At 65.4% G+C, this 22036-nt stretch carries 26 protein-coding genes and 1 tRNA gene; 11 read left to right on the forward strand and 16 right to left on the reverse strand.

All coding sequences use genetic code 11. The features are described 5' to 3' along the window. Positions 1-13: 13 nt before the first annotated feature. The 7 genes from ACYQ6T_RS09155 to ACYQ6T_RS09185 all read right to left on the reverse strand — a co-directional run bounded on the left by ACYQ6T_RS09155 (position 14) and on the right by ACYQ6T_RS09185 (position 5991). Complete coding sequence (locus ACYQ6T_RS09155) at positions 14-703, reverse strand: nucleotide-binding protein (protein WP_459830234.1); 690 nt, start codon at positions 701-703, stop codon at positions 14-16. Between the two features lie 94 nt (positions 704-797). Next, the gene (locus tag ACYQ6T_RS09160) at positions 798-1541 is read right to left on the reverse strand and encodes a class I SAM-dependent methyltransferase (protein ID WP_459830235.1); all 744 of its coding nucleotides are present in this window, start codon (positions 1539-1541) and stop codon (positions 798-800) included. Between the two features lie 63 nt (positions 1542-1604). After that, the gene (locus ACYQ6T_RS09165; RefSeq protein WP_459830237.1) at positions 1605-1970 is read right to left on the reverse strand and encodes a hypothetical protein; all 366 of its coding nucleotides are present in this window, start codon (positions 1968-1970) and stop codon (positions 1605-1607) included. A 67-nt stretch (positions 1971-2037) separates the two neighbouring features. Continuing rightward, positions 2038-2952 (reverse strand): AEC family transporter, encoded by a 915-nt coding sequence (locus tag ACYQ6T_RS09170; RefSeq protein WP_459830238.1) that lies wholly within the window; start codon positions 2950-2952, stop codon positions 2038-2040. A 38-nt stretch (positions 2953-2990) separates the two neighbouring features. Then, positions 2991-4367 (reverse strand): ATP-dependent protease ATPase subunit HslU, encoded by a 1377-nt coding sequence (hslU, locus tag ACYQ6T_RS09175; RefSeq protein ID WP_459830240.1) that lies wholly within the window; start codon positions 4365-4367, stop codon positions 2991-2993. Beyond that, entirely contained in the window at positions 4364-4900 is a 537-nt protein-coding gene (gene hslV, locus ACYQ6T_RS09180; protein ID WP_459830242.1) for an ATP-dependent protease subunit HslV, read from the reverse strand. Before hslV ends, hslU begins: the two co-directional genes overlap by 4 nt. A gap of 14 nt (positions 4901-4914) precedes the next feature. After that, complete coding sequence (locus ACYQ6T_RS09185) at positions 4915-5991, reverse strand: hypothetical protein (protein WP_459830243.1); 1077 nt, start codon at positions 5989-5991, stop codon at positions 4915-4917. Positions 5992-6078: 87 nt separating this feature from the next. Here ACYQ6T_RS09185 and tolQ point away from each other — a divergent pair, with 87 nt between their 5' ends. From tolQ to ACYQ6T_RS09240, 11 genes are read left to right on the forward strand one after another with little or no spacing between them, the layout of a single operon-like run. Then, a complete protein-coding gene (tolQ, locus tag ACYQ6T_RS09190; RefSeq protein ID WP_459830245.1) occupies positions 6079-6747 on the forward strand; it encodes a protein TolQ in 669 nt (222 codons plus the stop codon). Positions 6748-6765: 18 nt separating this feature from the next. After that, positions 6766-7200, forward strand: coding sequence for a protein TolR (gene tolR, locus ACYQ6T_RS09195; protein ID WP_459830246.1), 435 nt, complete (start codon positions 6766-6768; stop codon positions 7198-7200). After that, positions 7163-8194, forward strand: a complete 1032-nt coding sequence (locus ACYQ6T_RS09200; RefSeq protein ID WP_459830248.1) for an energy transducer TonB — start codon at positions 7163-7165, stop codon at positions 8192-8194. Before tolR ends, ACYQ6T_RS09200 begins: the two co-directional genes overlap by 38 nt. A 43-nt stretch (positions 8195-8237) precedes the next feature. After that, positions 8238-9521 (forward strand): Tol-Pal system beta propeller repeat protein TolB, encoded by a 1284-nt coding sequence (gene tolB, locus ACYQ6T_RS09205; protein ID WP_459830249.1) that lies wholly within the window; start codon positions 8238-8240, stop codon positions 9519-9521. A 54-nt stretch (positions 9522-9575) separates the two neighbouring features. Further along, a complete protein-coding gene (pal, locus tag ACYQ6T_RS09210) occupies positions 9576-10100 on the forward strand; it encodes a peptidoglycan-associated lipoprotein Pal (protein WP_459830251.1) in 525 nt (174 codons plus the stop codon). A 23-nt stretch (positions 10101-10123) separates the two neighbouring features. Further along, a complete protein-coding gene (locus tag ACYQ6T_RS09215; protein ID WP_459830253.1) occupies positions 10124-10912 on the forward strand; it encodes a tetratricopeptide repeat protein in 789 nt (262 codons plus the stop codon). Then, positions 10909-11556, forward strand: a complete 648-nt coding sequence (gene queE, locus ACYQ6T_RS09220) for a 7-carboxy-7-deazaguanine synthase QueE (RefSeq protein WP_459830255.1) — start codon at positions 10909-10911, stop codon at positions 11554-11556. Before ACYQ6T_RS09215 ends, queE begins: the two co-directional genes overlap by 4 nt. A gap of 4 nt (positions 11557-11560) precedes the next feature. Next, positions 11561-12253 carry a 7-cyano-7-deazaguanine synthase QueC gene (gene queC / locus ACYQ6T_RS09225; RefSeq protein ID WP_459830257.1) on the forward strand — a complete coding sequence of 231 codons (693 nt, stop codon included), beginning with the start codon at positions 11561-11563 and terminating at the stop codon, positions 12251-12253. Positions 12254-12259: 6 nt separating this feature from the next. Then, a complete protein-coding gene (locus ACYQ6T_RS09230; RefSeq protein ID WP_459830258.1) occupies positions 12260-14296 on the forward strand; it encodes a PAS-domain containing protein in 2037 nt (678 codons plus the stop codon). A gap of 10 nt (positions 14297-14306) precedes the next feature. Next, on the forward strand, positions 14307-15044 hold the full coding sequence (locus tag ACYQ6T_RS09235; RefSeq protein ID WP_459830260.1) for a response regulator transcription factor: 738 nt from the start codon (positions 14307-14309) through the stop codon (positions 15042-15044). Then, positions 15041-15517, forward strand: coding sequence for a VOC family protein (locus ACYQ6T_RS09240; RefSeq protein ID WP_459830262.1), 477 nt, complete (start codon positions 15041-15043; stop codon positions 15515-15517). The genes ACYQ6T_RS09235 and ACYQ6T_RS09240 overlap by 4 nt, the downstream gene beginning before the upstream one ends. Here the strand turns inward: ACYQ6T_RS09240 and ACYQ6T_RS09245 are convergent. The 9 genes from ACYQ6T_RS09245 to ACYQ6T_RS09285 all read right to left on the reverse strand — a co-directional run bounded on the left by ACYQ6T_RS09245 (position 15447) and on the right by ACYQ6T_RS09285 (position 22033). Next, complete coding sequence (locus ACYQ6T_RS09245; RefSeq protein ID WP_459830264.1) at positions 15447-16667, reverse strand: PQQ-dependent sugar dehydrogenase; 1221 nt, start codon at positions 16665-16667, stop codon at positions 15447-15449. The two genes, ACYQ6T_RS09240 and ACYQ6T_RS09245, sit on opposite strands and share 71 nt — an antisense overlap. A gap of 20 nt (positions 16668-16687) precedes the next feature. Further along, positions 16688-17776 carry a redox-regulated ATPase YchF gene (ychF, locus tag ACYQ6T_RS09250; protein ID WP_459830265.1) on the reverse strand — a complete coding sequence of 363 codons (1089 nt, stop codon included), beginning with the start codon at positions 17774-17776 and terminating at the stop codon, positions 16688-16690. Next, on the reverse strand, positions 17773-18387 hold the full coding sequence (pth, locus tag ACYQ6T_RS09255; RefSeq protein ID WP_459830266.1) for an aminoacyl-tRNA hydrolase: 615 nt from the start codon (positions 18385-18387) through the stop codon (positions 17773-17775). Before pth ends, ychF begins: the two co-directional genes overlap by 4 nt. A 27-nt stretch (positions 18388-18414) precedes the next feature. Beyond that, complete coding sequence (locus tag ACYQ6T_RS09260; protein WP_459830267.1) at positions 18415-19020, reverse strand: 50S ribosomal protein L25/general stress protein Ctc; 606 nt, start codon at positions 19018-19020, stop codon at positions 18415-18417. Between the two features lie 67 nt (positions 19021-19087). Further along, positions 19088-20038 carry a ribose-phosphate pyrophosphokinase gene (locus tag ACYQ6T_RS09265; RefSeq protein ID WP_459830269.1) on the reverse strand — a complete coding sequence of 317 codons (951 nt, stop codon included), beginning with the start codon at positions 20036-20038 and terminating at the stop codon, positions 19088-19090. Positions 20039-20089: 51 nt separating this feature from the next. Next, positions 20090-20166, reverse strand: a tRNA-Gln gene (locus tag ACYQ6T_RS09270). Continuing rightward, a complete protein-coding gene (gene ispE, locus ACYQ6T_RS09275; RefSeq protein ID WP_459830270.1) occupies positions 20144-21070 on the reverse strand; it encodes a 4-(cytidine 5'-diphospho)-2-C-methyl-D-erythritol kinase in 927 nt (308 codons plus the stop codon). Before ispE ends, ACYQ6T_RS09270 begins: the two co-directional genes overlap by 23 nt. Continuing rightward, positions 21060-21695: a lipoprotein insertase outer membrane protein LolB gene (locus tag ACYQ6T_RS09280; RefSeq protein WP_459830272.1), complete on the reverse strand. Its 636-nt coding sequence runs from the start codon at positions 21693-21695 to the stop codon at positions 21060-21062. The genes ispE and ACYQ6T_RS09280 overlap by 11 nt, the downstream gene beginning before the upstream one ends. Beyond that, positions 21692-22033 (reverse strand): Na+/H+ antiporter subunit G, encoded by a 342-nt coding sequence (locus ACYQ6T_RS09285; protein ID WP_459830273.1) that lies wholly within the window; start codon positions 22031-22033, stop codon positions 21692-21694. The genes ACYQ6T_RS09280 and ACYQ6T_RS09285 overlap by 4 nt, the downstream gene beginning before the upstream one ends. Positions 22034-22036 lie beyond the last annotated feature (3 nt).

The following is a 22036-nucleotide window of genomic DNA, read 5'->3' on the forward strand; positions in this document are numbered from 1 at the left end:
GTGTCGCGAGCCGTCAGCGGCGGTAGCGCAGCGGCATCTCCTCCTCGGGAATGCGGTAGGCTTCCTCTTCTGCAGCGCCAAACTCAGAATGCTCCTCTTCCAAGGAGAGGAGTTCGATCATCTGGCGGGCGAATTGCCGGGCCACGTTGTTGAGGGGGGTGGGAAGGTGGGCGGGGATGTTTTTGAGGAGCAGCAGCTTCGTCGCCGAGAGGGCGGGAACGGGGCGGACGATCCGGTCACGGTAGGGGGCCATCATCTGTGCGACGAGCCGGTCGGCCGCCTCCCGTTGCCAGCGGTTCGCGACAGGCCACTGCGACGGGACGGCGTAGGCGCGGGGGTACTGTTCGAGGTCACGGAGCACGGTGCGGATATCTTCCGCCGATTCGCGAAACGGTAGCAACGCGAGGTCGGCGAGCGCGTAGAGCCGTTTGTCGACCTCGGGGCGGTTGCCACCCCCGTCGAGCACGCCGACCCAATCGTCGAGGGTGCGCAGTTTCGTGACGATCCGCTCGAGGGTGGCTGGCGAGCGGGCGTCGGCGATCACGTAGCGCCGCCCGTCGGGGTTGAGCGGTTCGCGTGCCGTGTCGGTGAGGATGCACGCCGATTTGTGGCCGAGCATTCCGAGCCCATGGCACAAGAGGTGCGAGAGGGTGGTCTTCCCCGTTCCCCCTTTGTTGCCGATGATCGCGATCAAGATGGCCATCGCCGCGACTCCTTGCTCTCCGTTATCTTGGGCGTAGACTAACGGCGCAACGCGCAATTTCTTGAGGAGAAAAGTGCGCAAAAAGAGGCGCTATTCAGAAACGGTACCAGTAGAGGACCCGCCGTCCCGCCTCGTCGAGCGGTTCGACGCGAAAGGGTTCAGCGTGGGGGAGGGGGAAGGTGTTGCTGATCAGCACCGCGCCGGGAGGGAGCTCGCGCTCTGCTTTCCCTTCGACCCGGGCCATCGGCGCGGGGGAGAGAAAGGCGTAGAGGTAGTCGTACCCCGTCCACGGTTCAGCAAAAAAGTCGGCGGCACGGTAGGTGAGGTTCTTCTGCCCCTGACCCTGGCGCTTGGCGATCCACAAGGGAAGCGGTGCATTTTCGATGCCGATAAAGGTGCCGTTGGGAAAGCGGCGGGCAAGCGGTAAGAGGAGCGCTCCCGTGCCGCTCCCGAGGTCGAGAAAGCGAAAGGGGCGGTTTTTCGGGAGATGCGCGGCAATCGCCTCGACGGCGCGGGCGTTGGAGAGGTAGAGGGGGACCCGCGTAGTGAAGACGTTGCGAAAAATAAGGAGCAGCAACAGGAACGCCGCGAGGTACCACAACGGCGAAATCTCAAGCCGTTGCGCGGCCAGGACCGCAGGCATGAAGAGGAGATGAATGGGGAGCCACCACCGCGGACTTCTAAGGAGCCAGGCGGTAAGCGCTGCGGTCGTTCCCTGTAAGGTGACAACTACCCATGGGGAGCCGATCGTTCCCCCCGCCTGGACCCAAAGAAAAACAGCCAGCCACCCCGCGAGTTGCGCGAGGAAGGCTTGCATTAGTGGGGGGAGATGGGGCATCGGATGTCGGTAGGCTCGGTCCCGCGCCACCTTTTTTATAGGGCTCCTGGGTGCGACGTCGCGTTAGCGAAGCGTTTTGGCGCCGTTTTGGCTGGTGGCGTTTGCGGTGACGGGCATCGTGGCGTTCATTCCGTAGAGGCTTTGCGCCCGCTGGACCGCGTAGGAGGTCTGCGTCGCTGTCGCCGGTTGTGTTGCGGGTGCGCCATTCCCAGCGGTAGGGGCGTTGGCATTGGCCGCTAAAGCTGCCGAGGAGAGCGTGACGCGGACACTTTCGCGTGGTGCACTGGAGCCCACTCCCCCCGCCGTGGGTGCGGCGGGCTGAGAGCGCTTCGTCTCGGTGAGCCGTTGAACCTCGGCTGGGGACGCTGCTGAGGTGCTGAGCCGTTCACCCGTCGGCCCGATCATGCCAAATCCCGCGATGTTGAACATGGAAAACCGTCCCTTTTACCGCTTGATATTTCTAATGTAGCGGCAAAAAGAGAAATTTGCAACCCGATCATTGTGGGGGATTTGCCCACGGCAGCGCGATCGCGAGCGCCCAAGGGAGAATAATGAGTGCTGCGGCATTGCCGACGAGCACCATCGACGCGACCAGCTCAGGTTGTTGCTGGTAGCGTTCGGCGAAGAGGTAGTTGAGCACCGCTGGGGGGAGTGCGCCAAAAAGGAGGATCATCGCGCGCTCAAGCGGCGGAAAGGGGTGGTCGACCGCCTCAGCAAGAGCCAGAGTCACCAGGGCGAGCGTGACGCCGGCGAGCGGGCGGGCGATCGCGACGATCGCACCGTCGAGAAGCGCGGTGATTTGCGCCGTCGCGAGCCGAACCCCGAGCGCAAAGAGCATCAGCGGGATCGAGATTTCGCCGACCATCTGGATCGCCGTGAGGAGCGGTGGCCAGAGGGCGACGCCACTCATGCCGACGGCCAAGCCGGCCAACGAGGCGAGCACGACCGGCACCCGCCACACCTCCCACCAGCGGAACCGGTGGTCGAGCAGCCAGACGCCATAGGAGAAGTGGAGGAGGTTGCTCACGAGAAAAAGGGTGACTGCGGCGGGAAGTGCTGAATCGCCAAAGGCAAGGAGCGCGAGTGGAATTCCGAGGTTGCCGCAGTTGTTGAACATCATCGGCGGTACCACCGTTCGGGTCGGGCGGCGCATCCCCTTCGCCAGAAGCCAACCGGCTACCCCGGAGCCGACTACCAGAATCAGCGCCGCCAGGGCAAGGGGGCCAAATTGCGCCCAGTGAATCGGTTTGTTCGCGAGCGCGTGGAAGACGAGCGCCGGGACAAAAACGTCCATGTTGAGGCGGTTTGCGGAGGCCAGATCGGGGCGTTGGCGCGCGCCGACCCAGATGCCGAGTGCGACGATCGCAAAGAGGGGAAAGAGGATCGCGACGATCCGGTTCAAGAGTTCCACCTGTTGCGCTTCCCGGAGGATGAGGGCGAACGGGGTGACTACAGCACGTAGCGCGCGAGGTCGTCGCTGCGCGCGAGGTCACTCAGCCGCTCGTCGACCTCAGGGGCATCGATCACCACCTCTGCCGGGCACTCCGGCGTCCCGGCGGCGAACGCCACCTCTTCCACGAGCTTCTCCATCACCGTGTAGAGACGGCGCGCGCCGATGTTTTCGACCCGCTCGTTGACCTGCCAGGCGATTTCCGCGATCCGCCGCACCGCCGCGTCGGTGACCCGCAGCGTCACCCCTTCGGTGGCGAGCAGCGCCTGGTACTGGGTGATGAGGTTCGCTTCGGTGCGGGTGAGGATCGCGACGAAGTCATCGACCGAGAGCGGCTCCAGTTCGACCCGAATCGGGAAGCGTCCTTGCAGTTCGGGGATGAGGTCGCTCGGTTTGCTGAGGTGAAATGCCCCGGAGGCGATAAAGAGGATGTGGTCGGTGCGCACCGTGCCGTATTTGGTGGTGACGCTCGTCCCTTCGACCAGGGGGAGAAGGTCGCGCTGAACCCCTTGGCGCGAAACGTCAGGGCCGCGGCCGTCGTCGCGCCCGGCGATCTTGTCGATCTCGTCGAGAAAGACGATGCCGTTCTGTTCGGCGTTGGCGATCGCTCGCCGCTTGACCTCCTCGTCGTCGAGAAGTTTGGCCGCTTCCTCCTCGGTAAGCGCCGCGATCGCTTCGGCAACGGTCATTTTGCGCCGCTTCTTCTTGCCGCCAATCGCCTGGAAAAGCCCCTGAAGCTGCTCGGTGAGCTCCTCCATTCCGGGGGGACCCATCACGTGGGCGGAGAGGGTGGGTTCACGCACCTCGATTTCGATCTCTTTGTCGTCAAGTTCTCCGCGCAGGAGCTTGTCGCGGAACTTGCGACGGGTGGCGTTCTCCTCACCTCGCGGCTCGGGGGGTGGGGTTTCGCTGGCAAAGAGGGCGGCAAGCCCGGTTGCCGGGGTGTCGCTGCGCGGCGGGGGGAGGAGCGTGTCGAGGATCCGCTCGATCGCGGCAGTGCGCCCCTTTTCCCGAACGGCGGCAAGCGCCCGTTCGCGCTCCTCTTGGATCGCCACTTCGACGAGGTCGCGGATGATCGTGTCGACATCTTTGCCGACGTAGCCCACCTCGGTGAATTTGGTCGCTTCGACTTTGACAAAGGGGGCCTGGACGAGGCGCGCGAGGCGGCGCGCGATCTCGGTCTTCCCGACCCCGGTGGGACCGATCATCAGGATGTTTTTCGGTGTGATCTCGTGGCGCAGCGGCTCGGGAACCCGCGCGCGGCGCCAACGGCTTCTGAGTGCGAGCGCCACCGCCCGTTTCGCGGCGCGCTGGCCGACGATAAATTTGTCGAGTTCGGCAACGATCGCTTGGCAGGTGAGGTTCTGTTCGCTCATTCGAGCACCTCAATCACGTGGTTCTGGTTGGTGTAGATGCAGAGTTCGCCAGCGATTTTGAGCGCCTCCGCGACGACCGCTTTCGCGGGGAGCTCCGTGTGGCGTAGAAGCGCCTTCGCGGCCGAAAGGGCGTAGGCGCCCCCTGAGCCGATCGCGACGACATCCTCTTCGGGTTCCAAGACGTCGCCGGTTCCGGTGAGAATGAGGAGATGGTCGCGGTCGGCAACGGCGAGCATCGCCTCGAGCCGCCGCAGCACCCGATCGGTGCGCCAATCTTTCGAGAGTTCAACCGCGGCGCGCAAAAGCTGCCCTTGGTGCTTCTCGAGCTTCGCTTCGAATCGTTCAAAGAGGGTGAAGGCGTCGGCGGTGGCGCCGGCAAAACCGGCAAGCACCCGGCCGTTGTAGAGGGTGCGGATTTTGCGCGCCGTCCCTTTGACGACGATCGAGCCGAGGGTCACTTGGCCGTCACCCCCTAGGGCGACTTGGCCGTTGCGGCGAACGCCGACAATCGTGGTACCGTGCAATGAGGTCATCCGCTTCGCTCTGGTTACCGGGTGAAAGCGCTATTGTCGGCGAATTGGACAAACGGCGCAAGGCCGGCAAGGGGGGTGACCAGCGTCAACCAGAAAGGGGCCCGGTGAAAAAGTAACAGCGCACCGGGGCGGTTGCGGATGAGCGGCGCAATCTGGTGGCGAATCTGGTGCGCGAGCGTCGCGAGCGTCACGAAGGGCCACGCGCGCAACCGATGGGCGAGGAGGGTGACCGGGAGTTGCGCCGAATCGATCGCTTGGGTGAGGCGGCGGAAGATCACTGGGGTGTGGGTGTCGTTGCAATGCGGGGGAAGAAGCAGCCCCTCGTCGCTTGCCCCCTTGGTGCTGGTCGTGGGGGGGGCGGGGGAAGCGTCGGCCGACACATTCTCCGCCTGCAGCGACCACTCCGGAGGGGTCCGGTCGAAGCGCACGGCGTACTCGAGCGACAAGGCTTCCACCTCGTCGCGGAGCCCCATCGCGTTGAGCCAGAGGAGCACGAGCGCAACCATCTCGGGGGGGGCGTCGAAGGTGGCCGCGGGGTGGAAAAGGGCGATCGCCTGGTCTAAGCCGCGCCAACGGATCCGGCTCCCTGCGCGGATTCGCTCCTCGAGGGCCTGAGCGATCACCTGCGCTGCTTCGGGCGAAAGAACGCGCAGGTCGGAGAGGTCGAAGAGCAAGGCTTCACTCGCGGGCCAGCTCCGGACGAACGGGGTCACATTCTGGCCAGTGAGTTGCGCCGGCCAGCGAATCGCCTGCCGTCGCTCTCGTTGCCGCTCGATCTCCGGTGTCTTGAGCGCAAAAGGGGGGAGTTCGCCGAACGTTTCGGCATAGTGTTGGGTGAGCTGCTCCAGTGTAGCGGCCTCTTCCAGGAGGAGCAACGTCTCATGCGCGAGTTGCCAATAGGCCAGTTCTTTGCTTTTGCTCTCGACCTTGGCGCGCAGGATTGTCCATGCGTCTTGAGGCTCACCGTTGGCGATGAGGAGCGCCGCCCGCTCCAGGTCACTTGCCGAGAGGCGTACGACCGCCTCCACACCCGCTAGGAGCGGCGCGAGGTAAGAGGGAACGGTGTGCGGAGAGGGGGGAGACCAGTTCATCGCGCTAATGGTAGCATGGGAAGAGACTGGAAAAAGGGGCGGGGCGGGGGTAAAATTACTCGCTTCTCGTTTTTTACTGATTCTCTGATGACGCCGACGGCCGACCTCTCTTTGTGGCATCTCATCTCCCAGGCGAGCCTTCCAGTTCAGCTCGTGATGGGGGTTTTGCTCACCTTGTCGCTTCTTTCATGGTACTGGATTTTTCGCAAAATTTTTCAGATCCGCACGGCGCGCGCAGCGTCTGACCGCTTTGAAACCCTCTTCTGGCGGATGCCCAACTTGACCGAATTGGCCGAACGGGTGGAGCAGCGCATCGACCACGCGGGTCCGATGGAGGTGGTTTTTCTTGCCGGTTATCGCGAGTGGTTGCGGCAGCGGCGGAGCAGCAACCCCGAAGTCGATAGCATTCGCCGGGCGATGCAGGCAGCCTACCAGCGCGAGATCGACGCGCTGGAGGCCCATCTGGCGTTCTTGGCGTCGGTGGGATCGGTTTCGCCCTACATCGGCCTTTTCGGAACGGTCTGGGGGATCATGAACTCGTTTCGCGGGCTTGCGAACATGACTTCGGCAACGCTCGCGCACGTGGCGCCGGGGATCGCTGAAGCGCTCGTCGCGACCGCGATCGGACTCTTCGCTGCGATTCCGGCGGTCATTGCCTACAACCGCTTCACCCACGACGTAGAACGGCTAGCGGTTCGCTTCGAGACCTTTATCGACGAACTGACCAACGTCTTGCAGCGGCAAATCGGCCGCTGATTGCTGCAAGGAGCCCCGATGGCGCGCCGCCGTCCGTTGATGAGCCAGATGAACGTCGTCCCCTATATCGACGTGATGCTGGTGCTGCTCGTGATCTTCATGGTGACTGCCCCGATGATGCAGATGGGCGAGGTGCAGCTCCCGAGTGTCGCGCAGCTTCCTGCCCCCTCGACTGAAGCGGCGGTCGTCGTGATCCATGCCGACGGGAAGATGGGGTTGAAAAAGAGTGCCACTGCCGCAGAAGAGCCGATGGAGCCGCTCGCGCTCATCCGGGCGCTGAAGGGGCTGCAGACGCAACGTCCCGACCTTCCGGTGGTGATCGCGGCCGATCGCCGCGTCACCTATGAGAAGGTGATGGGGGTGCTCGATCGCTTGCGTGGCGAAGGGTTCACGCGCGTCGGCTTGCAGACGTCGAGTGGCGACCTCTCTGGCGAAGCGGGTCGTCGTAAGTAGCATGAAGAGCCGAAGAGGGGAGAAATCGGTTGCGCATTCGGCGATCGCCTGGGGGTTGGCGGTCGCAGTCCATCTCCTTTTGGCGCTCCTTTTGCTCTTTTCGGTCGATTGGCAGAGTGCGCCGCCTGCTCCGGTCACAGTTGATCTCGTCGCGCCGATCGCGGCATCCACCGAGCGCGCGCGTTCGGTGACACCGGGGACGGGGGGTGAAATCGCGAAAGCTGAGCCAAAGCCGGAGCCCAAACCTGCCGCCAAGGTTGAACCCCAGCCGAAACCGGAACCGAAACCTGAGCCCCCACCCAAACCCCAACCGGAACCGAAGGGTGAACCCAAACCGCAACCGAAGGCCGAGCCGCAGCCCAAGCCGGCTGCGAAACCAGAGCCGAAACCCGAGCCCAAACCGGAAATTGCGCAGAAAGCGCCGCAAAAAACGGCTGAACCCAAGCCTGAACCGCAGCGAACCGAACCGCCCAAGCGGGAACCGGAGCCCAAACCGGAACCGAAGCCGACGCCAAAACCCGAACCGCAGCCCAAACCAGAGCCGAAGCCCCAACCCAAACCAGAACCGAAGCCGGAACCAAAGCCGACAGAGGAGGATTTCGCGCGGCTCGCGCGTGAGCGTCTGGCGGCGAAAACCCCCGCGAACGACCCTGTTGCCGAGCGGTTGCTCGCCCTTGCCCAGGGGCGAAGCGGTGCGCCGAGTGGTCCGAGCGATGCCGCGCGCGCGAGCTACATCGACGCGGTGCGCGCGAAGGTGCGGCAGCATGTCGTTGTTCCGCCGGGGGTGACGGGGAACCCCGAGGCGCTCTTCGACGTGACCCAGATGCCCGACGGGACGGTCGTCGAGGTGCGTCTGGTCCGCTCCTCCGGGATTCCCGCGCTCGACGCGGCGTTGGAGCGGGCGATTCACGCCGCGAGTCCGTTGCCGGTGCCGCCCGACCCTCGCCTCTTTGAGCGGCAGCTGAGGCTCATTTTGCGGCCGCTCGCCCAGTAGCTCTTCGGCTATAATAGCAAACAGCAAAAGGACGAAACGGACAATGAAACGGCGTAACTTTTTCTCACCTCTCTGGCTCATGGTCGTGTTGGTCTGGCTCTTGCCCTTGACCGGGTGGGCGCAGTTGGCGATCGAGATCACCGGGTCGAGCGGGCGGCAGATCGCCGTTGCAGTCCCCTATCTCGTCGGGGAAGAGGCGCTCCCGCAGGCGGTGAGCGAGGTTGTCCGTACCGACCTCGAGAAGAGTGCGCTCTTTCGTCTCGTCGACCTCGGGCTGATGCGCGTTCCAGAGGACCTGGTCCCTGATTACGCGCTCCTCACCCAGCGCGGCGCCGAAGCGGTTCTTGCGGGTTCTGTGCGCACCGTCGCCCCGGGGTTGTGGGAGGTGCGGGTGCGCCTTTTCGATACGGTGCGGCGCAGCGAGCTCACGAACCGTTCGTTCCAATTTCAGGCCACGCAGCTGCGTATCGTCGGCCACCGCCTGGCCGACCTCGTCTTTGAGGCGCTCACGGGCACGCCGGGCTATTTCGCGACCCGCCTCGCCTACGTCGTGAAGAGCGGCAGCCGCTACGAACTCAAAATCGGCGAGTACGACGGCAGCCACGCCGCCACCGCGTTGCAATCTCCGGAACCGATCATCTCGCCCGCCTGGTCGCCCGACGGGCGGCAACTGGCGTACGTCTCTTTCGAGAACAAAAAACCGGTGGTCTATATCCACGAGGTCGCGACAGGCCAGCGACGCGTCGCCGCCAACTTCCGCGGCTCGAACTCGGCGCCGGCCTGGTCGCCCGACGGGCGGAAACTCGCGGTGACGCTCACCCAAGACGGCATCTCGCAGATCTATGTGATCGATCTCGTGCTCAACCGCGCGTTTCGCGTCTCCCGTTCCGGGTCGATCGACACCGAGCCGGTCTTTTCGCCCGACGGCCAGTTCATCTACTTCACCTCGGATCGCGGGGGGTCGCCGCAGATTTACCGCATGGCGGCAACCGGTGGGGAGGTGCAGCGGATCACCTTTGATGGGAGCTACAACGTCAGCCCCGACGTCGCTCCCGACGGTCGGGCGCTCACCTATGTCTCGCGCAACAATGGGCGCTTCCATGTCGTCTTCCACGATCTGGCAACGGGGGAACGGAGGGTCCTCACCGACGGCGAACGCGATGAGTCACCTGCCTTTGCCCCCAACGGCCGGATGATCGTCTATGCGAGTGAAATCGGCGGCCGGGGCGTTTTGGCTGCGGTCTCGACCGACGGGCGGGTGCGCTTGCGCTTGAGCGCTTCCGGCGCCGACGTACGGGAGCCGGCGTGGGGTCGCCTGCCGCAATGAGGGTTTGAATCGTCTCTTTTTGTCTCACCACTTTGTCGAAGGAGTTGTGCCATCATGTCGTTGAAAAATCGCCTGTGGATGGGTGCCGTTGTGGTGCCGCTTTTTCTCGCTGCGTGCTCGTCCACGCCGACCGAGGAGGGCAACGCCGCCGTCTCAGACCGGGACGTCGCCAGTGCTTCTGTGGCTAGCAGTTCGCCCGCCGAGGCGCTCCTTGCCGAGATCAAAAATCCGCAACACCCTGCCCACCAGCGCAGCATCTATTTCGACTTCGACCGCTATGAGATCAAGCCCGAATATCAGCAGCTGGTGGTGGCCCATGCGCAGCTGATGCAGAAGTATCCGTCGGTGAAAGTGCTCATTCAGGGCAACGCCGACGAACGGGGGAGTCGCGAATACAACCTCGCGCTGGGGCAGAAGCGGGCCGAGGCGGTGAAGCGGGCGCTCGCGGCGCTGGGTGTTTCGGCTGAGCGGATCGAGGCGGTGAGCCTTGGGGAGGAGAAGCCGGTCTGCGTGGAACGGAATGAATCGTGCTACGCGCAGAACCGCCGCGCCGATATTCTCTACGAAGGTGAGTTTTGACCCAAGGAAGAGGAGTGCTCCCGATGAGCGCAAAGCGGGGGGTCGCTGCAGTTGTGGCGGTGGGGGTCTTCGCCGCGAGTATGCCGGCGTGGGCGCTTTTTGGCGACGACAAGGAGCTCAACGCGCTGCGGGGCCAGGTTCAGGCACTTGAAGAGCGCGTGAACCGCCTTGCGCTCGACGCGGCCAATCGCGAAAGTGCGCGCGAGGAGCAGTGGGCGCGGCTCCAAGGGGCGCTTGAGGAGTTGCGCTACCGGCTCGATCAGCTCGAGAAACGGCAAAAGGATCTCTACCTCGACCTCGACCGCCGGCTGCGTGCGCTGAGTGAAACGGGCGTCCCCCCTTCAGCGGCGCCTTCCGCCCCCGCTCCCGCCGCAAACGCAGCGACCGCCACCACCGCTCCTGCAGCGGCGAGCGCTCCCGCCCCGCAGGCCGCAGGGGGAGGGGGCGACGCTGCTCTGCTCTTCGACCGGGCGCTCCGTGCGCTCCAGACGCAAAAGAGTGACGCGGCGCTTGCCGACTTCGAGAAGTTTCTCGCTCAATATCCCGGTGACCCCCGGGCGGTCGAAGCGCGCTTTTGGGCGGGTACCGCGGCGCTGCAGCTCAAGCAGTACGAAAAGGCGCGGCAACACTTCGCGCGCATCGTCTTCGACCATCCGCGCCACGAACTCACCCCCGACGCGATGCTGGGCCTGGCGAACGCGCTGCAAGGGTTGGGTGACCGCCAAGGGGCGAACGATATGCTTGCCCGCCTTGCCGAACGCCACCCCAATACGCCCGCCGGTAAGATCGCGCGGGAACGACTGGGACGATGAGTCACGAGCTCCTGCGCGTCACCGAGATCTTTACTTCTCTGCAGGGCGAGTCGTCGCGGGTCGGGCTTCCCACCACCTTCGTGCGCCTCACCGGCTGCCCGTTGCGCTGCCGCTGGTGCGACACCGCCTACGCTTTCCACGGCGGCAGCCGCATGACGGTTGCCGAGGTGGTGGACGCGGTGCGCGCCCGGGGTGTGCGCTCGGTCTGTGTCACCGGCGGCGAACCCCTCGCGCAGCCGGCGTGCCGGGGGCTTCTGACCGCGCTGGCGGATGCGGGGTGTGACGTGGCGCTCGAGACGAGCGGCGCGCTCTCGATCGCCGAGGTCGACGCGCGCGTCCACATCGTGATGGACCTCAAAGCGCCCGGCTCGGGCGAAGTGGCGAAAAACGATTGGGGGAATCTCGACTACCTCAAACCGAGCGACGAGGTGAAAGTGGTCCTCACTGACCGCGCCGACTACGAGTGGGCGGTGGCAGTGGTCACCGAACGGGCGCTCGATCGGCGCTGCCACGTCCTCTTTTCGCCGGCAGCGGGGCTCTTGTCGCCGCGGCTCCTTGCCGAGTGGATCGTCGCTGACCGCCTGCCGGTGCGGTTTCAGCTGCAACTCCACAAGGTGTTGTGGGGCGACGAACGGGGGCGGTGACGCGATGGCGCAAACGAAAGGCCCGAAAGCGGTCGTGCTCCTCTCGGGCGGGCTCGATTCGACAACGGTCTTGGCCGAGGCAGCGGCACGGGGTTACCGCCTCTACGCGCTCACCGTCGCCTACGGGCAGCGCCACGCCGCGGAGATTGCCGCCGCGCGCCGGATTGCCCAAGCCTTTGGCGTTGCCGAACATCGCATCGCGTCGGCGTCACTCGACGCCTTCGGCGGCTCGGCGCTGACCGACGCGGCGCTCTCGGTGCCAGAAGGGGGGGCGGGAGAGGGGATCCCGATCACCTACGTTCCGGCACGCAACACGGTCCTTTTAGCGCTTGCGCTCGCCTGGGCCGAGGTGGTGGGGGCGTACGACCTCTTCATCGGCGCGAACGCCGTCGACTACTCCGGTTACCCCGACTGTCGCCCCCCTTTCCTCGCCGCGTTCGAGGCGTTAGCGAACGTCGCGACCAAAGCGGGGGTCGAGGGGAAGCGCTTTCGCCTCCACGCACCGCTCCTCTACCTCTCCAAAGCGGAGATCATCCGGCGCGGGGTGGCGCTTGGCGTCGATTACGCGATGACCGTGAGCTGCTATCAAGCCGACGCTGAGGGGCGTGCGTGCGGGCGGTGCGACGCGTGCCGGTTGCGCGCCGCCGGTTTTGCCGCAGCGGGCCTTCCCGACCCCACCCGCTACCGCGAGGGGTGACGCGCGATGCCCTCGCCCCAAGAGCGCCGCCGCTACGATCTGCTCCTTGCGGGGTTGGACCTCTTGGACCAGGCGATTGCGGTTTTCGACGCCGAACCGAAGCTCGTCGCATGGAATCAGGCGCTCTCCCGCCTCTTGGACTTCCCGCCCGAATTGGTTCGGGAGGGGACGCCGTTTGAAGCCTTTGTCCGGTTCAACGCGGCGCGCGGCGAGTATGGGGAGGGCGAGATCGAGCAGCTGGTCGCCGAGCGGATGGCGGCGGCGCGGTCGTTCCAACCCCATTATTTCGAGCGGCAGCGGCCCAATGGACAGATTCTCGCGGTGCGCGGCGTGCCGATCCCCAACCTCGGCTTTGTTTCGCTCTGGACCGACGTCACGGAGCTGCGGCGCAACGAGCGGCTGATCGAAGAGCAGAACCAGCAGCTCGAAGCGCGGGTGCGGGAACGGACCGCGGAGCTCGCGCGCGCCTACCGGGAGCTCAGGGAGGCGCAACGGGAGCTCGAGGCGACCGCCGAGGCGCTCGCCCGTTCAGAAGCGCGGCTGCGGCTCATTCTCGACTCGATCCCGGCGATGGTCGCCTACGTCGACCGCGACCAGCGCTACCGCTACGCCAACCGGGTCTATGCCGAGTGGTTCGACCTCACCCCCGAAACGATCGTCGGGCGGTCGATTGCCGAAGTCGTCGGCAGCGAAGCCTACGCCCAGATCGAAGCGCCGCTTCTGCGGGCCCTTGCCGGCGAACGGGTCACCTACGAGTGCCACCGGACGCGTGCGAGCGGCAAGCGCGTCTATGCCCGTAGCACCGTTGTACCTGAGAAACAGGGGGAAGGGGAGGTGGTCGGCTTCTTCGTTCTCTCGTTCGACATCACCGAGCAGCGGGCGCAGCAAGAGGCGCTCATCCAGGCGCAGAAGATGGAAGCGGTGGGGCAGCTCACCGGCGGGATTGCCCACGACTTCAACAACCTCTTGACGATCATTCTCGGCAACCTCGAAGCGCTCGACGAAGCGCTCGCGGCCCGATCGTTTCAGTCGCTTGCGCGCGAACATCTCCAGCCGGCGCTGCGCGCCACCCGCCGCGGCGTCGACCTCGTCAAGCGGCTTCTGACCTTCTCCCGCCGCCATCCGATGGCGCTCACTGCGGTCGAGGTCGGAGAGCGGGTCCGGAGCCTGGGGGTGCTGCTCGCGCGCACGCTCGGCGAGTGGGTGACGCTCGACCTGCAACTTCCCTCCGCCCCCCTTTACGCCCACACCGACGGCCATCAGCTCGAAAACGCCCTGTTGAACCTCGCGCTCAACGCCCGGGATGCGATGCCGCCGGAAGGGGGAAAACTCACGATTCGGGTGCTGCCGTGCGAAATCTACCCCGATCTCGCGCAGCGTTACGGCTTGACGCCGGGCGCTTATGTGCAGTTCGACGTGATCGATACCGGCTGCGGGATGGCCCCCGAGGTGCTGGCGCACGCGTTTGAGCCCTTCTTCACCACCAAACCCTTTGGTCGCGGGAGTGGCTTGGGGCTCGCGATGGTCTACGGATTTGTCCGCCAATCGGGTGGGGCGATCCGCATCCGCAGCGAACCGGGTAAGGGGACAACAGTGACCTTCGTCCTCCCGCGGTGCGACGCCCCGGGGTGCGCACCGTCCGACGCTGCCGCTGCTGCTTCTGAGCAGCCGCAGGCGCGTACGGTCTTGCTGGTTGAAGACGAGCCGGAGGTACGCCATCTCTTGCGTAAGATGTTGATGGGGTTGGGCCATCGGGTGCTTGAGGCGGAAAACGGTGCCGAGGCGCTTGAGCTCATCGAACATGTCGCCGAGATCGATGTCGTGGTGAGTGACGTCGTGATGCCAGGCGGGTGTGACGGCGCCACGCTTGTTGCCCGCGCCCGAGCGGTTCGGCCGGGGCTACCGGCGGTGCTCGTGAGCGGCTACGCCCAAGAGGCACCCCCCTTCCCCGACGTGCCGATGGTGGCGAAACCGGTGAGCCAAAGCGAGTTGGCAGCGGTGCTCCAATCGGTTACGATGAAACTTTCCCCGCCAACGGTTTGAGAGGGGTGCGATGGTCGCGACGCTCATTGTCGAAGACGAACCCGATGTCGCCCACCTGATTGCGCGGGCACTCGAACCCTTCGGCTTCGCGCCGACGATCGCGCCGACCGCGGGGGCGGCGCTCGCCCAATGCGAAGCGGCCCCGCCGGAGCTCGCGATCATCGACCTCGGGCTTCCCGACCGTGACGGCTTGGAGCTCCTCCGCGAGTTGCAGTGGCGTTTCCCCTGCGCCGTGATCATCCTCACCGGTCGCGCTGCGGTCGCCGACCGCGTCCTGGGGCTCGAGTTGGGCGCCGACGACTATCTGGTGAAGCCCTTTGACGCCCGGGAGCTTGTCGCCCGGGCCAAGACCGTGATGCGGCGCTACCAAGGAAGCACCCCTTCCGCGGGGGGAACCGTGTCGCCCGTCCAGGTTGCCCGCTTTGGCGATTGGCGATTCCACGAGGCGACCTTTTGTCTCGAAGGCGGGAATCGTGCGCCCCTCACCCTTTCCGCAGCGGAAGCGGAGCTCCTGCTGCGCTTTCTCCGCCAACCGAACCGGATTCTGAGCCGGGAGCAGCTCGCCGGGGTGCGCGCGCTCGAGGCGTTCGACCGCAGCATCGACGTGCGCGTCTCGCGGTTGCGTAAGAAATTGGGCGACGACCCCCACTCGCCGAAGATCATCAAGACCGTCTATGGCGCCGGTTACCTCTTTGCGTTACCGGTGACGTGGGAGACGGTTACCTTCACTCAGGGAGCGTCATCGTGACCACATCGACCACACGACCCTTTCGGATTCTCGGCATTCAGCAGATCGCCTTGGGGGCGCTCGACCGAACGCGACTTGAGAAGCTCTGGGTCGATCTCTTTGGCCTACCCGTGACCGGGACCTTTCGCTCCGAACGCGAGAATGTCGACGAGGCGATCCTCACCCTCGGCGGCGGGCCAACGGCTGTCGAGGTCGACCTGATGCAGCCGCTCGACCCCGAAAAGCGACCCGCAGTCCATCAAACGCCGCTCAACCATGTGGGACTTTGGGTCGATGATCTACCTGCCGCGGTCGAGTGGCTGACCGCGCAAGGGGTCCACTTCGCACCCGGCGGGATTCGCAAAGGGGCTGCTGGGCACGACATCTGCTTCATTCACCCGAAGAGCAACGAGCAGTTTCCGATCAGCGGCGAGGGGGTGTTGATCGAGCTTGTTCAGGCTCCGCCTGAGGTGATTGCAGCGTTGGGGGGGTGAGGAGGCGAGCCTCGCCCTCTTTGGGGTTCAGCCGCAGGAGTTTCCCATTCTCCTCGTCGGTGAGGAGGTAGATCAGCCCATCCGGCCCCACCCGGACGTCGCGCACGCGGGCGCCGATGGGCAGGACCGCCTCGTGGAGCACCCGGTCGCAGACCGTCTGCAACCACCGCACTTCGCCGAATTTGAGCGAGCCGACGACGATCGCCCCTTGCCATTCAAGCCCGTAGCGGTTGCTCGCAAGGTACGACATGCCGGAAGGGGCGATCGACGGGGTCCAGTGGATGAGGGGGGCGCGGTAGGGGGCGGGGTGGTCGCGCCCGTCGCCGATCTTGCCGCCGCCATACTCTTCGCCGTAGGTGTAGCGCGGCCAGCCGTAGTTTCCCCCTGGGGTGAGGCGGTTGAGCTCGTCGCCTCCTTGCGGGCCGTGTTCGACGATCCACGGTTGGTTGCTCTCGGGGTGCCAGATCGCCCCTTGAATGTTGCGGTGGCCCCAGGTGTAGATTTCGGGGCGCGCGGTGCACGCGGCGCGTTCGCCGTGCTCACAGGCGCGCCGCCAGAAGTCGGCCATCGGCCCCTTCCCCGTTTGCGGATCGATCCGCACCGTCTTGCCGAGGTGGTTGGCGAGGTTTTGCGCTTCGTCCCGGGCGTGGTAGCGCTCGCCGAGGGTGGCGATGAGCGCTTTGCCGTCGGGCTCGAGGAGGAGGTGGCAGCCGAAGTGGAGCTCGCTGGGAAGCGCCGGTTCTTGACGAAAGAGGGGGGTGACTTCGGTGAGGCGCTCGCCGTCAGGGGCCAGGCGGGCGCGGGCGACTGCTGTGCGGGCGTTGCCGGCGGCGTCGGGTTCGGCATAGCAGAGGTAGAGGGTGCGGCTCACGGCGAAGTCCGAGGCGACGATGAGGTCGAGGAGCCCCCCTTGACCGCGGGCGTAGACCGCGGGGAGGCCAGTGACCAGCTGCCGTCTGCCGCTCGATGGGTCGAGGCGCACGAGGCGCCCGGGCCGTTCGGTGATGAGGAGCGTCCCGTCGGGGAGAAACGCGACCGCCCACGGGTGCTCGAACCCCGCGGCGACCGTTTCGATCACAACCGGAGGGGGCGCGACCGCGGTCAAGGGGGGTGCGAGCGGTTCGGCGGGAGCCGCAAGGGGAGTAGCCATGCGCGCCCCTTGTTGCGCAATCAGACGTTGAAGAGGAAGTGGATCACGTCGCCGTCCTGCACGACATACTCTTTCCCTTCGGCGCGCATTTTCCCCGCTTCGCGCGCGCCCGCTTCGCCGCGGTAGCGGATGAAGTCGTCGAACGCGATCACCTGCGCCCGGATGAAACCGCGTTCGAAGTCGGAGTGGATCACACCGGCCGCTTGCGGTGCGGTGGCGCCGATAGGGATCGTCCAGGCGCGGACCTCTTTGACGCCGGCGGTGAAATAGGTCTGGAGTCCCAAGAGCCGGTAGGCGGCGCGGATGAGGCGGTTGAGCCCTGGGTCGCTCATCCCCATTTCGCTGAGAAAAAGCGCTTTATCCTCGTCGGGAAGGTTGATGATCTCGGCCTCGATCGCCGCGGAGATCGCCACCACCTCGGCCCCTTCGCGCGCGGCGTGGTCGCGTACCGCGGCGAGGTAGGGGTTATCGGGGACGAAACCGTTTTCGGCGACATTCGCGGCGTAGAGGACCGGTTTCGCGGTAAGCAGGCAAAGGGGCTTGAGGAGGGCGCGCTCCTCAGGGGTGAGCGTGAGCGCGCGGACCGGTTTGCCGCGATTGAGGGCGTCGTGGCACCGCTCGAGGAGCGCGACGAGCGCTTTCGCCTCTTTGTCACCCGCCTGGGCGGGTTTCCGGTAGCGGTTCAAGGCCTTCTCGACCGTGGCGAGATCGGCGAGCGCGAGTTCGGTGTCGATCACTTCGATGTCGCGCAGCGGATCGACGCTTCCGGAGACGTGGACGACGTTGGAATCATCGAAACAGCGCACCACATGGACGATCGCGTCGGTTTCGCGGATGTTCGCGAGGAACTGGTTGCCCAACCCTTCCCCCTGCGACGCCCCTTTGACGAGCCCAGCGATGTCGACGAACTCGACGATCGCTGGCACGACCCGTTGGGGGTGGACAATTTCGGCAAGCTGCTGGAGCCGGGGGTCGGGGACCTCAACGACACCGACGTTGGGTTCGATCGTGCAGAAGGGGTAGTTCTCCGCGGCGATCCCCACTTGGGTGAGCGCGTTGAAGAGGGTCGATTTGCCGACGTTGGGGAGGCCAACGATGCCGCATTTCATGGGGTGCTCTCCTCAGAGGAGGGGGGTTGAGGCGGTCGGGCGGAGTGGATCTGCTGTTGTGCCCGGGGCCACTCGCCGCGGGCCATGAGCGGCCAGGCGCGCAGCGTCTCGCTGATCGCCCATTCGATGAGGGGACGTTCGTCGGGCCGGGGCGGGTGAAGGACGTGGTGCACCACCTGGTTGCGGTCGCCCGGATGGCCGATCCCGAGGCGCAGCCGCCAGAAGCGGTCGCTCGCGAGTTGCGCGCGTATGTCTTTGAGGCCGTTGTGCCCCGCGACGCCGCCACCCCATTTGAGCCGGGCGCTGCCGGGGGGGAGGTCGAGTTCGTCATGAACGACCAAGATCGCTTCAGGCGGAATGCGGAAGAAGCGGGCGAGCGCCGCGACCGCCATACCCGAACGGTTCATGAAGGTGGTCGGTTTCAAGAGCCGCAGGTCGCCGCAGCGCGCGACTTCACCGTGGAAGCGGCTCTCGGGGTGAAAAGGGGCAGCGAGCTCCTGCGCAAGGCGCTCCACCCACCAGAAGCCGACGTTGTGCCGGGTCGCTTCGTAGTCGCGGCCGGGGTTGCCCAGGCCAACCACCAGTTGAGGGGGGATCGGGCTACCGCTCATGCCGCGAGGGAGGTTCGTAGAGGAGGATTACGACGTTTCGCCGGTCTCTTCCGCCGCTTCAGCGCCACCCGAAACCTTGACTGCGGTGGCGACCACCGGATCTTCGCCGCCGTGGGAGACGACGCTGACCCCAGCAGGGAGGGTGAGGTGGGAGACGTGCAGCGAATGGCCCGGCTCCAATTTCGACAGGTCGACGGTGAGGTATTCCGGGATGTCTTTGGGGAGACAGCGGATGTCGAGTTCGGTGAGCACGTGGTTGACGATGCAGCCGTGCAGTTTCACCGCGGGCGACTCCGCTTCGCCGACGAAGTGGAGCGGCACCTTGATATGAATCAGTTCGTCGCTTGCCACCCGCTGAAAGTCGACGTGGAGCACCACCGGTTTGAACGGGTGGTACTGGGCGTCGCGCAGGAGCACCTGGGTGGGGGCGCCCGCGACCTCAAGCGTGATCACCGCGGTGTGGAACGCTTCGTTTTGCAGCAGGTGGTAGAGTTCGTTGTGGTTGAGGGTGATCGCTTGGGGCGCTTGGTCGCCGCCATAGACGATTCCCGGAACGAGACCCGCGCGGCGCAGGCGGCGGCTCGCACGCGTACCCTGTTCATCGCGCGGTTGGGCTTTGAGGTTGAATTGCATGATGCTCTCCTTACAGTGAATGTTCCGCTCCGAGGCCGCGACCAGCCAGCGGAGTGGGCCAAAAAAATCAGTCGGTAAAGAGGGAACTTACCGATTCTTCATTGCTGATCCGAAGAAGCGTGTCAGCAAGGAGCGGCGCGATCGTGATCTGGCGGATTTTGCCACACGCCTGCGCTTCGTCATTGAGCGGGATGGTGTCGGTGACGACCAGTTCGTCGAGAACTGAATCTCTGATCCGGGCGGGTGCGGCGCCGGAAAGCACCGGGTGGGTACAGTAGGCCAATACCCGCTCCGCCCCCCGCTCCTTGAGCGCTGCGGCCGCTTTGGTCAGCGTCCCAGCGGTGTCGACGATGTCGTCGACGATCACGCAGGTACGCCCTTTGACCTCACCGATGATGTTCATCACCTCGGCGACGTTGGGTTTCGGCCGCCGTTTGTCGATGATCGCCAGGTCACAATCGAGCCGTTTGGCAAAAGCGCGTGCCCGTACGACGCCGCCGATGTCGGGGGAGACGACGACGAGGTTGTCGTAGCGCTGCTTTTCGATGTCGGCGATCAGAACGGGGGTGGAGTAGATGTTGTCGACGGGGATGTCGAAGAAGCCCTGGATCTGGTCGGAGTGGAGATCGACGGTGAGGACCCGCTGTACCCCCACTGCTTGGAGCATGTTCGCGACCACCTTCGCGGTGATCGGGACCCGAGCCGAGCGCGGACGACGGTCTTGCCGGGCGTAGCCGAAGTAGGGGATCGCCGCGGTGATGCGCCAGGCGGAGGCGCGCTTCAAGGCGTCGGCCAACACCACCAGCTCCATGAGGTTGTCATTGGTGGGGGTGCAGGTAGGTTGCAGGATGAAGACATCCTGACCGCGGACGTTTTCCAGGATCTCGACGTTGATCTCACCGTCTGAGAAGCGCCCGACAGTTGCCGACCCAAGCGGGATCCCCAAACGGCGGACGACGTCGCTTGCGAGTTTCGGGTTGGCGTTCCCGGTAAAAACCATCATGCTGCCACGCGGCATTTTATCCCTCATCAAGCAAAACGGGTAGGCGAAAAAGCCTACCCGCTATTCTGGCTGGGGAGGAAGGATTCGAACCCTCGAATGCCGGAATCAAAATCCGGTGCCTTAACCAGCTTGGCGACTCCCCAAGAAATCGGAATTCGGTTCTGCCCACAGCCACAACGGGTGACGCGGAAGGGTCCGAGAGCGGCGGAGCCTGCCCAGCGGCGGCGGTGGCAGTGACTGCGCATCCGAGAGGAGAAAACAGCAGCCACCGGAACCGCTCATCTTCGCGTCACCAAACTGAGCGAGCCACTGAAGCGCTCCATCGACCTCCGGGTGAACTCTTCGCGCCACCGGCTCCAGGTCGTTCCTCAGTGTGGCGTGTGCCAGAGCCGTTATTGTGCACGATGGGGTATTTCGTGTCAAGAGGGGGGAGGCAAAAATCGCTGCAGTCGAGACGGCAACGCCGGGGTCGAGGAGCCAAACGGTTTCGGTAGGTAAGGGATAAGGGGTGAGCCGTTCGCCGATCCCTTCGGCAAAGGCCGTTTCGCCAAAGAGAAAAAAGGGAACGTCGGCACCGAGCTCCACCCCGAGCGCGATAAGTGTTGCGCGCGGGAGGTTCAACCCCCACAGTCGGTTGAGGGCAAGGAGAACGGATGCCGCGTCGCTGCTTCCCCCGCCGACGCCACCGCCCAACGGGAGCGCTTTGTCGATCACAATCGTCGCGCCAAGGTGCGCTTCCCCGTAGCGGGCGCGCAGCAGCTGTGCGGCACGCACGGTGAGGTCGCTTTCGGGGGGAAGCGCGTGCAGTGCAGCAGGGGCGTGAGGAGAGAGCTCGCGGCGAATCGCGCCGTCGTCGCGCACCGTCACCGTGAGCCAGTCGCACCAGTCGATGAGCTGAAAAAGGGTCTGAAGCAGGTGGTACCCATCGGCGCGCCGCCCGACGACGTGGAGGAAGCGGTTGATCTTCGCAGGCGCGGGGACGCGCACCGAAAGCGTTCCGGTAGCGGGAACCGGGATCGGCACGTCAGGGGCCGGTTCACTCGCCATCGCGTAACGTCTGCTTGGAGGTGGGCGGAGGAACGAGGGGGGTGCGGCGGTCGATGATCACGGTGAGGGTCGTCGCGCCGCGCGTAAGGGTGATCCGTTGCGGCCAGCCTTGAGCGTCGCGCTCCCCCCAGCGCCACGACCACCCCCACGCGCGGCGTTCGTCATCGGCCGTGTGTGCCGGCTCATGCGGGGAGGAGTCATCCGGTAGCGTTCCCCAGAGCGCTGCGCGCCACAGGGACCAGCGGGGAAGGTCGACGTGAAGGAGCTGAGTGAGGAGCGCTTCGGGGTCGCGCGCCGCAACGGGTGGCCGGTCGGGGAGCGTCAGCGTCGCCGCTTCTGCGGTTACTGTGAGTTGCGCGAGCAGTTGCCCGGTCGGCGACAAGAGGAGCCACTGCTCGTTGCCCGGGCGCTCCTGGTGCCAGAGGAAACGGCCGGCGGCCCCTTCCTCTTCGTGGTGCGCGGCAAAGCGCCCTTCGACGGTGAACGCCGGCGGGATCGGCGCGACCGGTTGGGCCGCGACGCGCTCGGGGTGGGGGGGAGGGGTGAGCGGCGCGCACGCGGTAAGCAGCGACAAGGCGAGGAGCGGGCAAAAAAGCGCGCGGAGGGGCAAGCGGCGCGGCGTCATGATTCGTTGCCGGGTGTGGGGCGAGAATCGTCGCGAGGACTCCCGGGGAGGCGACGTCGCAGCGCTGCCTGGGCGAGGAGACTTGCCGAGACGGGGGCGGTGAGGAAGAGAAAGAGGGTGATGAGGAGTTCGGCAAAGCCGGGGCGCCCTTCACTCCACGCGGCGACCATCGACGCGAGGAGGATCGAGCCGATTCCCAGGGTGGAGGCTTTCGTCGGCGCGTGGAGTCGCTGGAAAAAAGTCTGGAAGCGCAAAAGTCCTAACGTCCCGATCAGCGAAAAGAGTGCGCCGATGATCACGAGCACGGCGACGAGCCACTCCCACCACACGGTAGTCATCGT

Source organism: Hydrogenophilus islandicus (genome assembly GCF_054657095.1).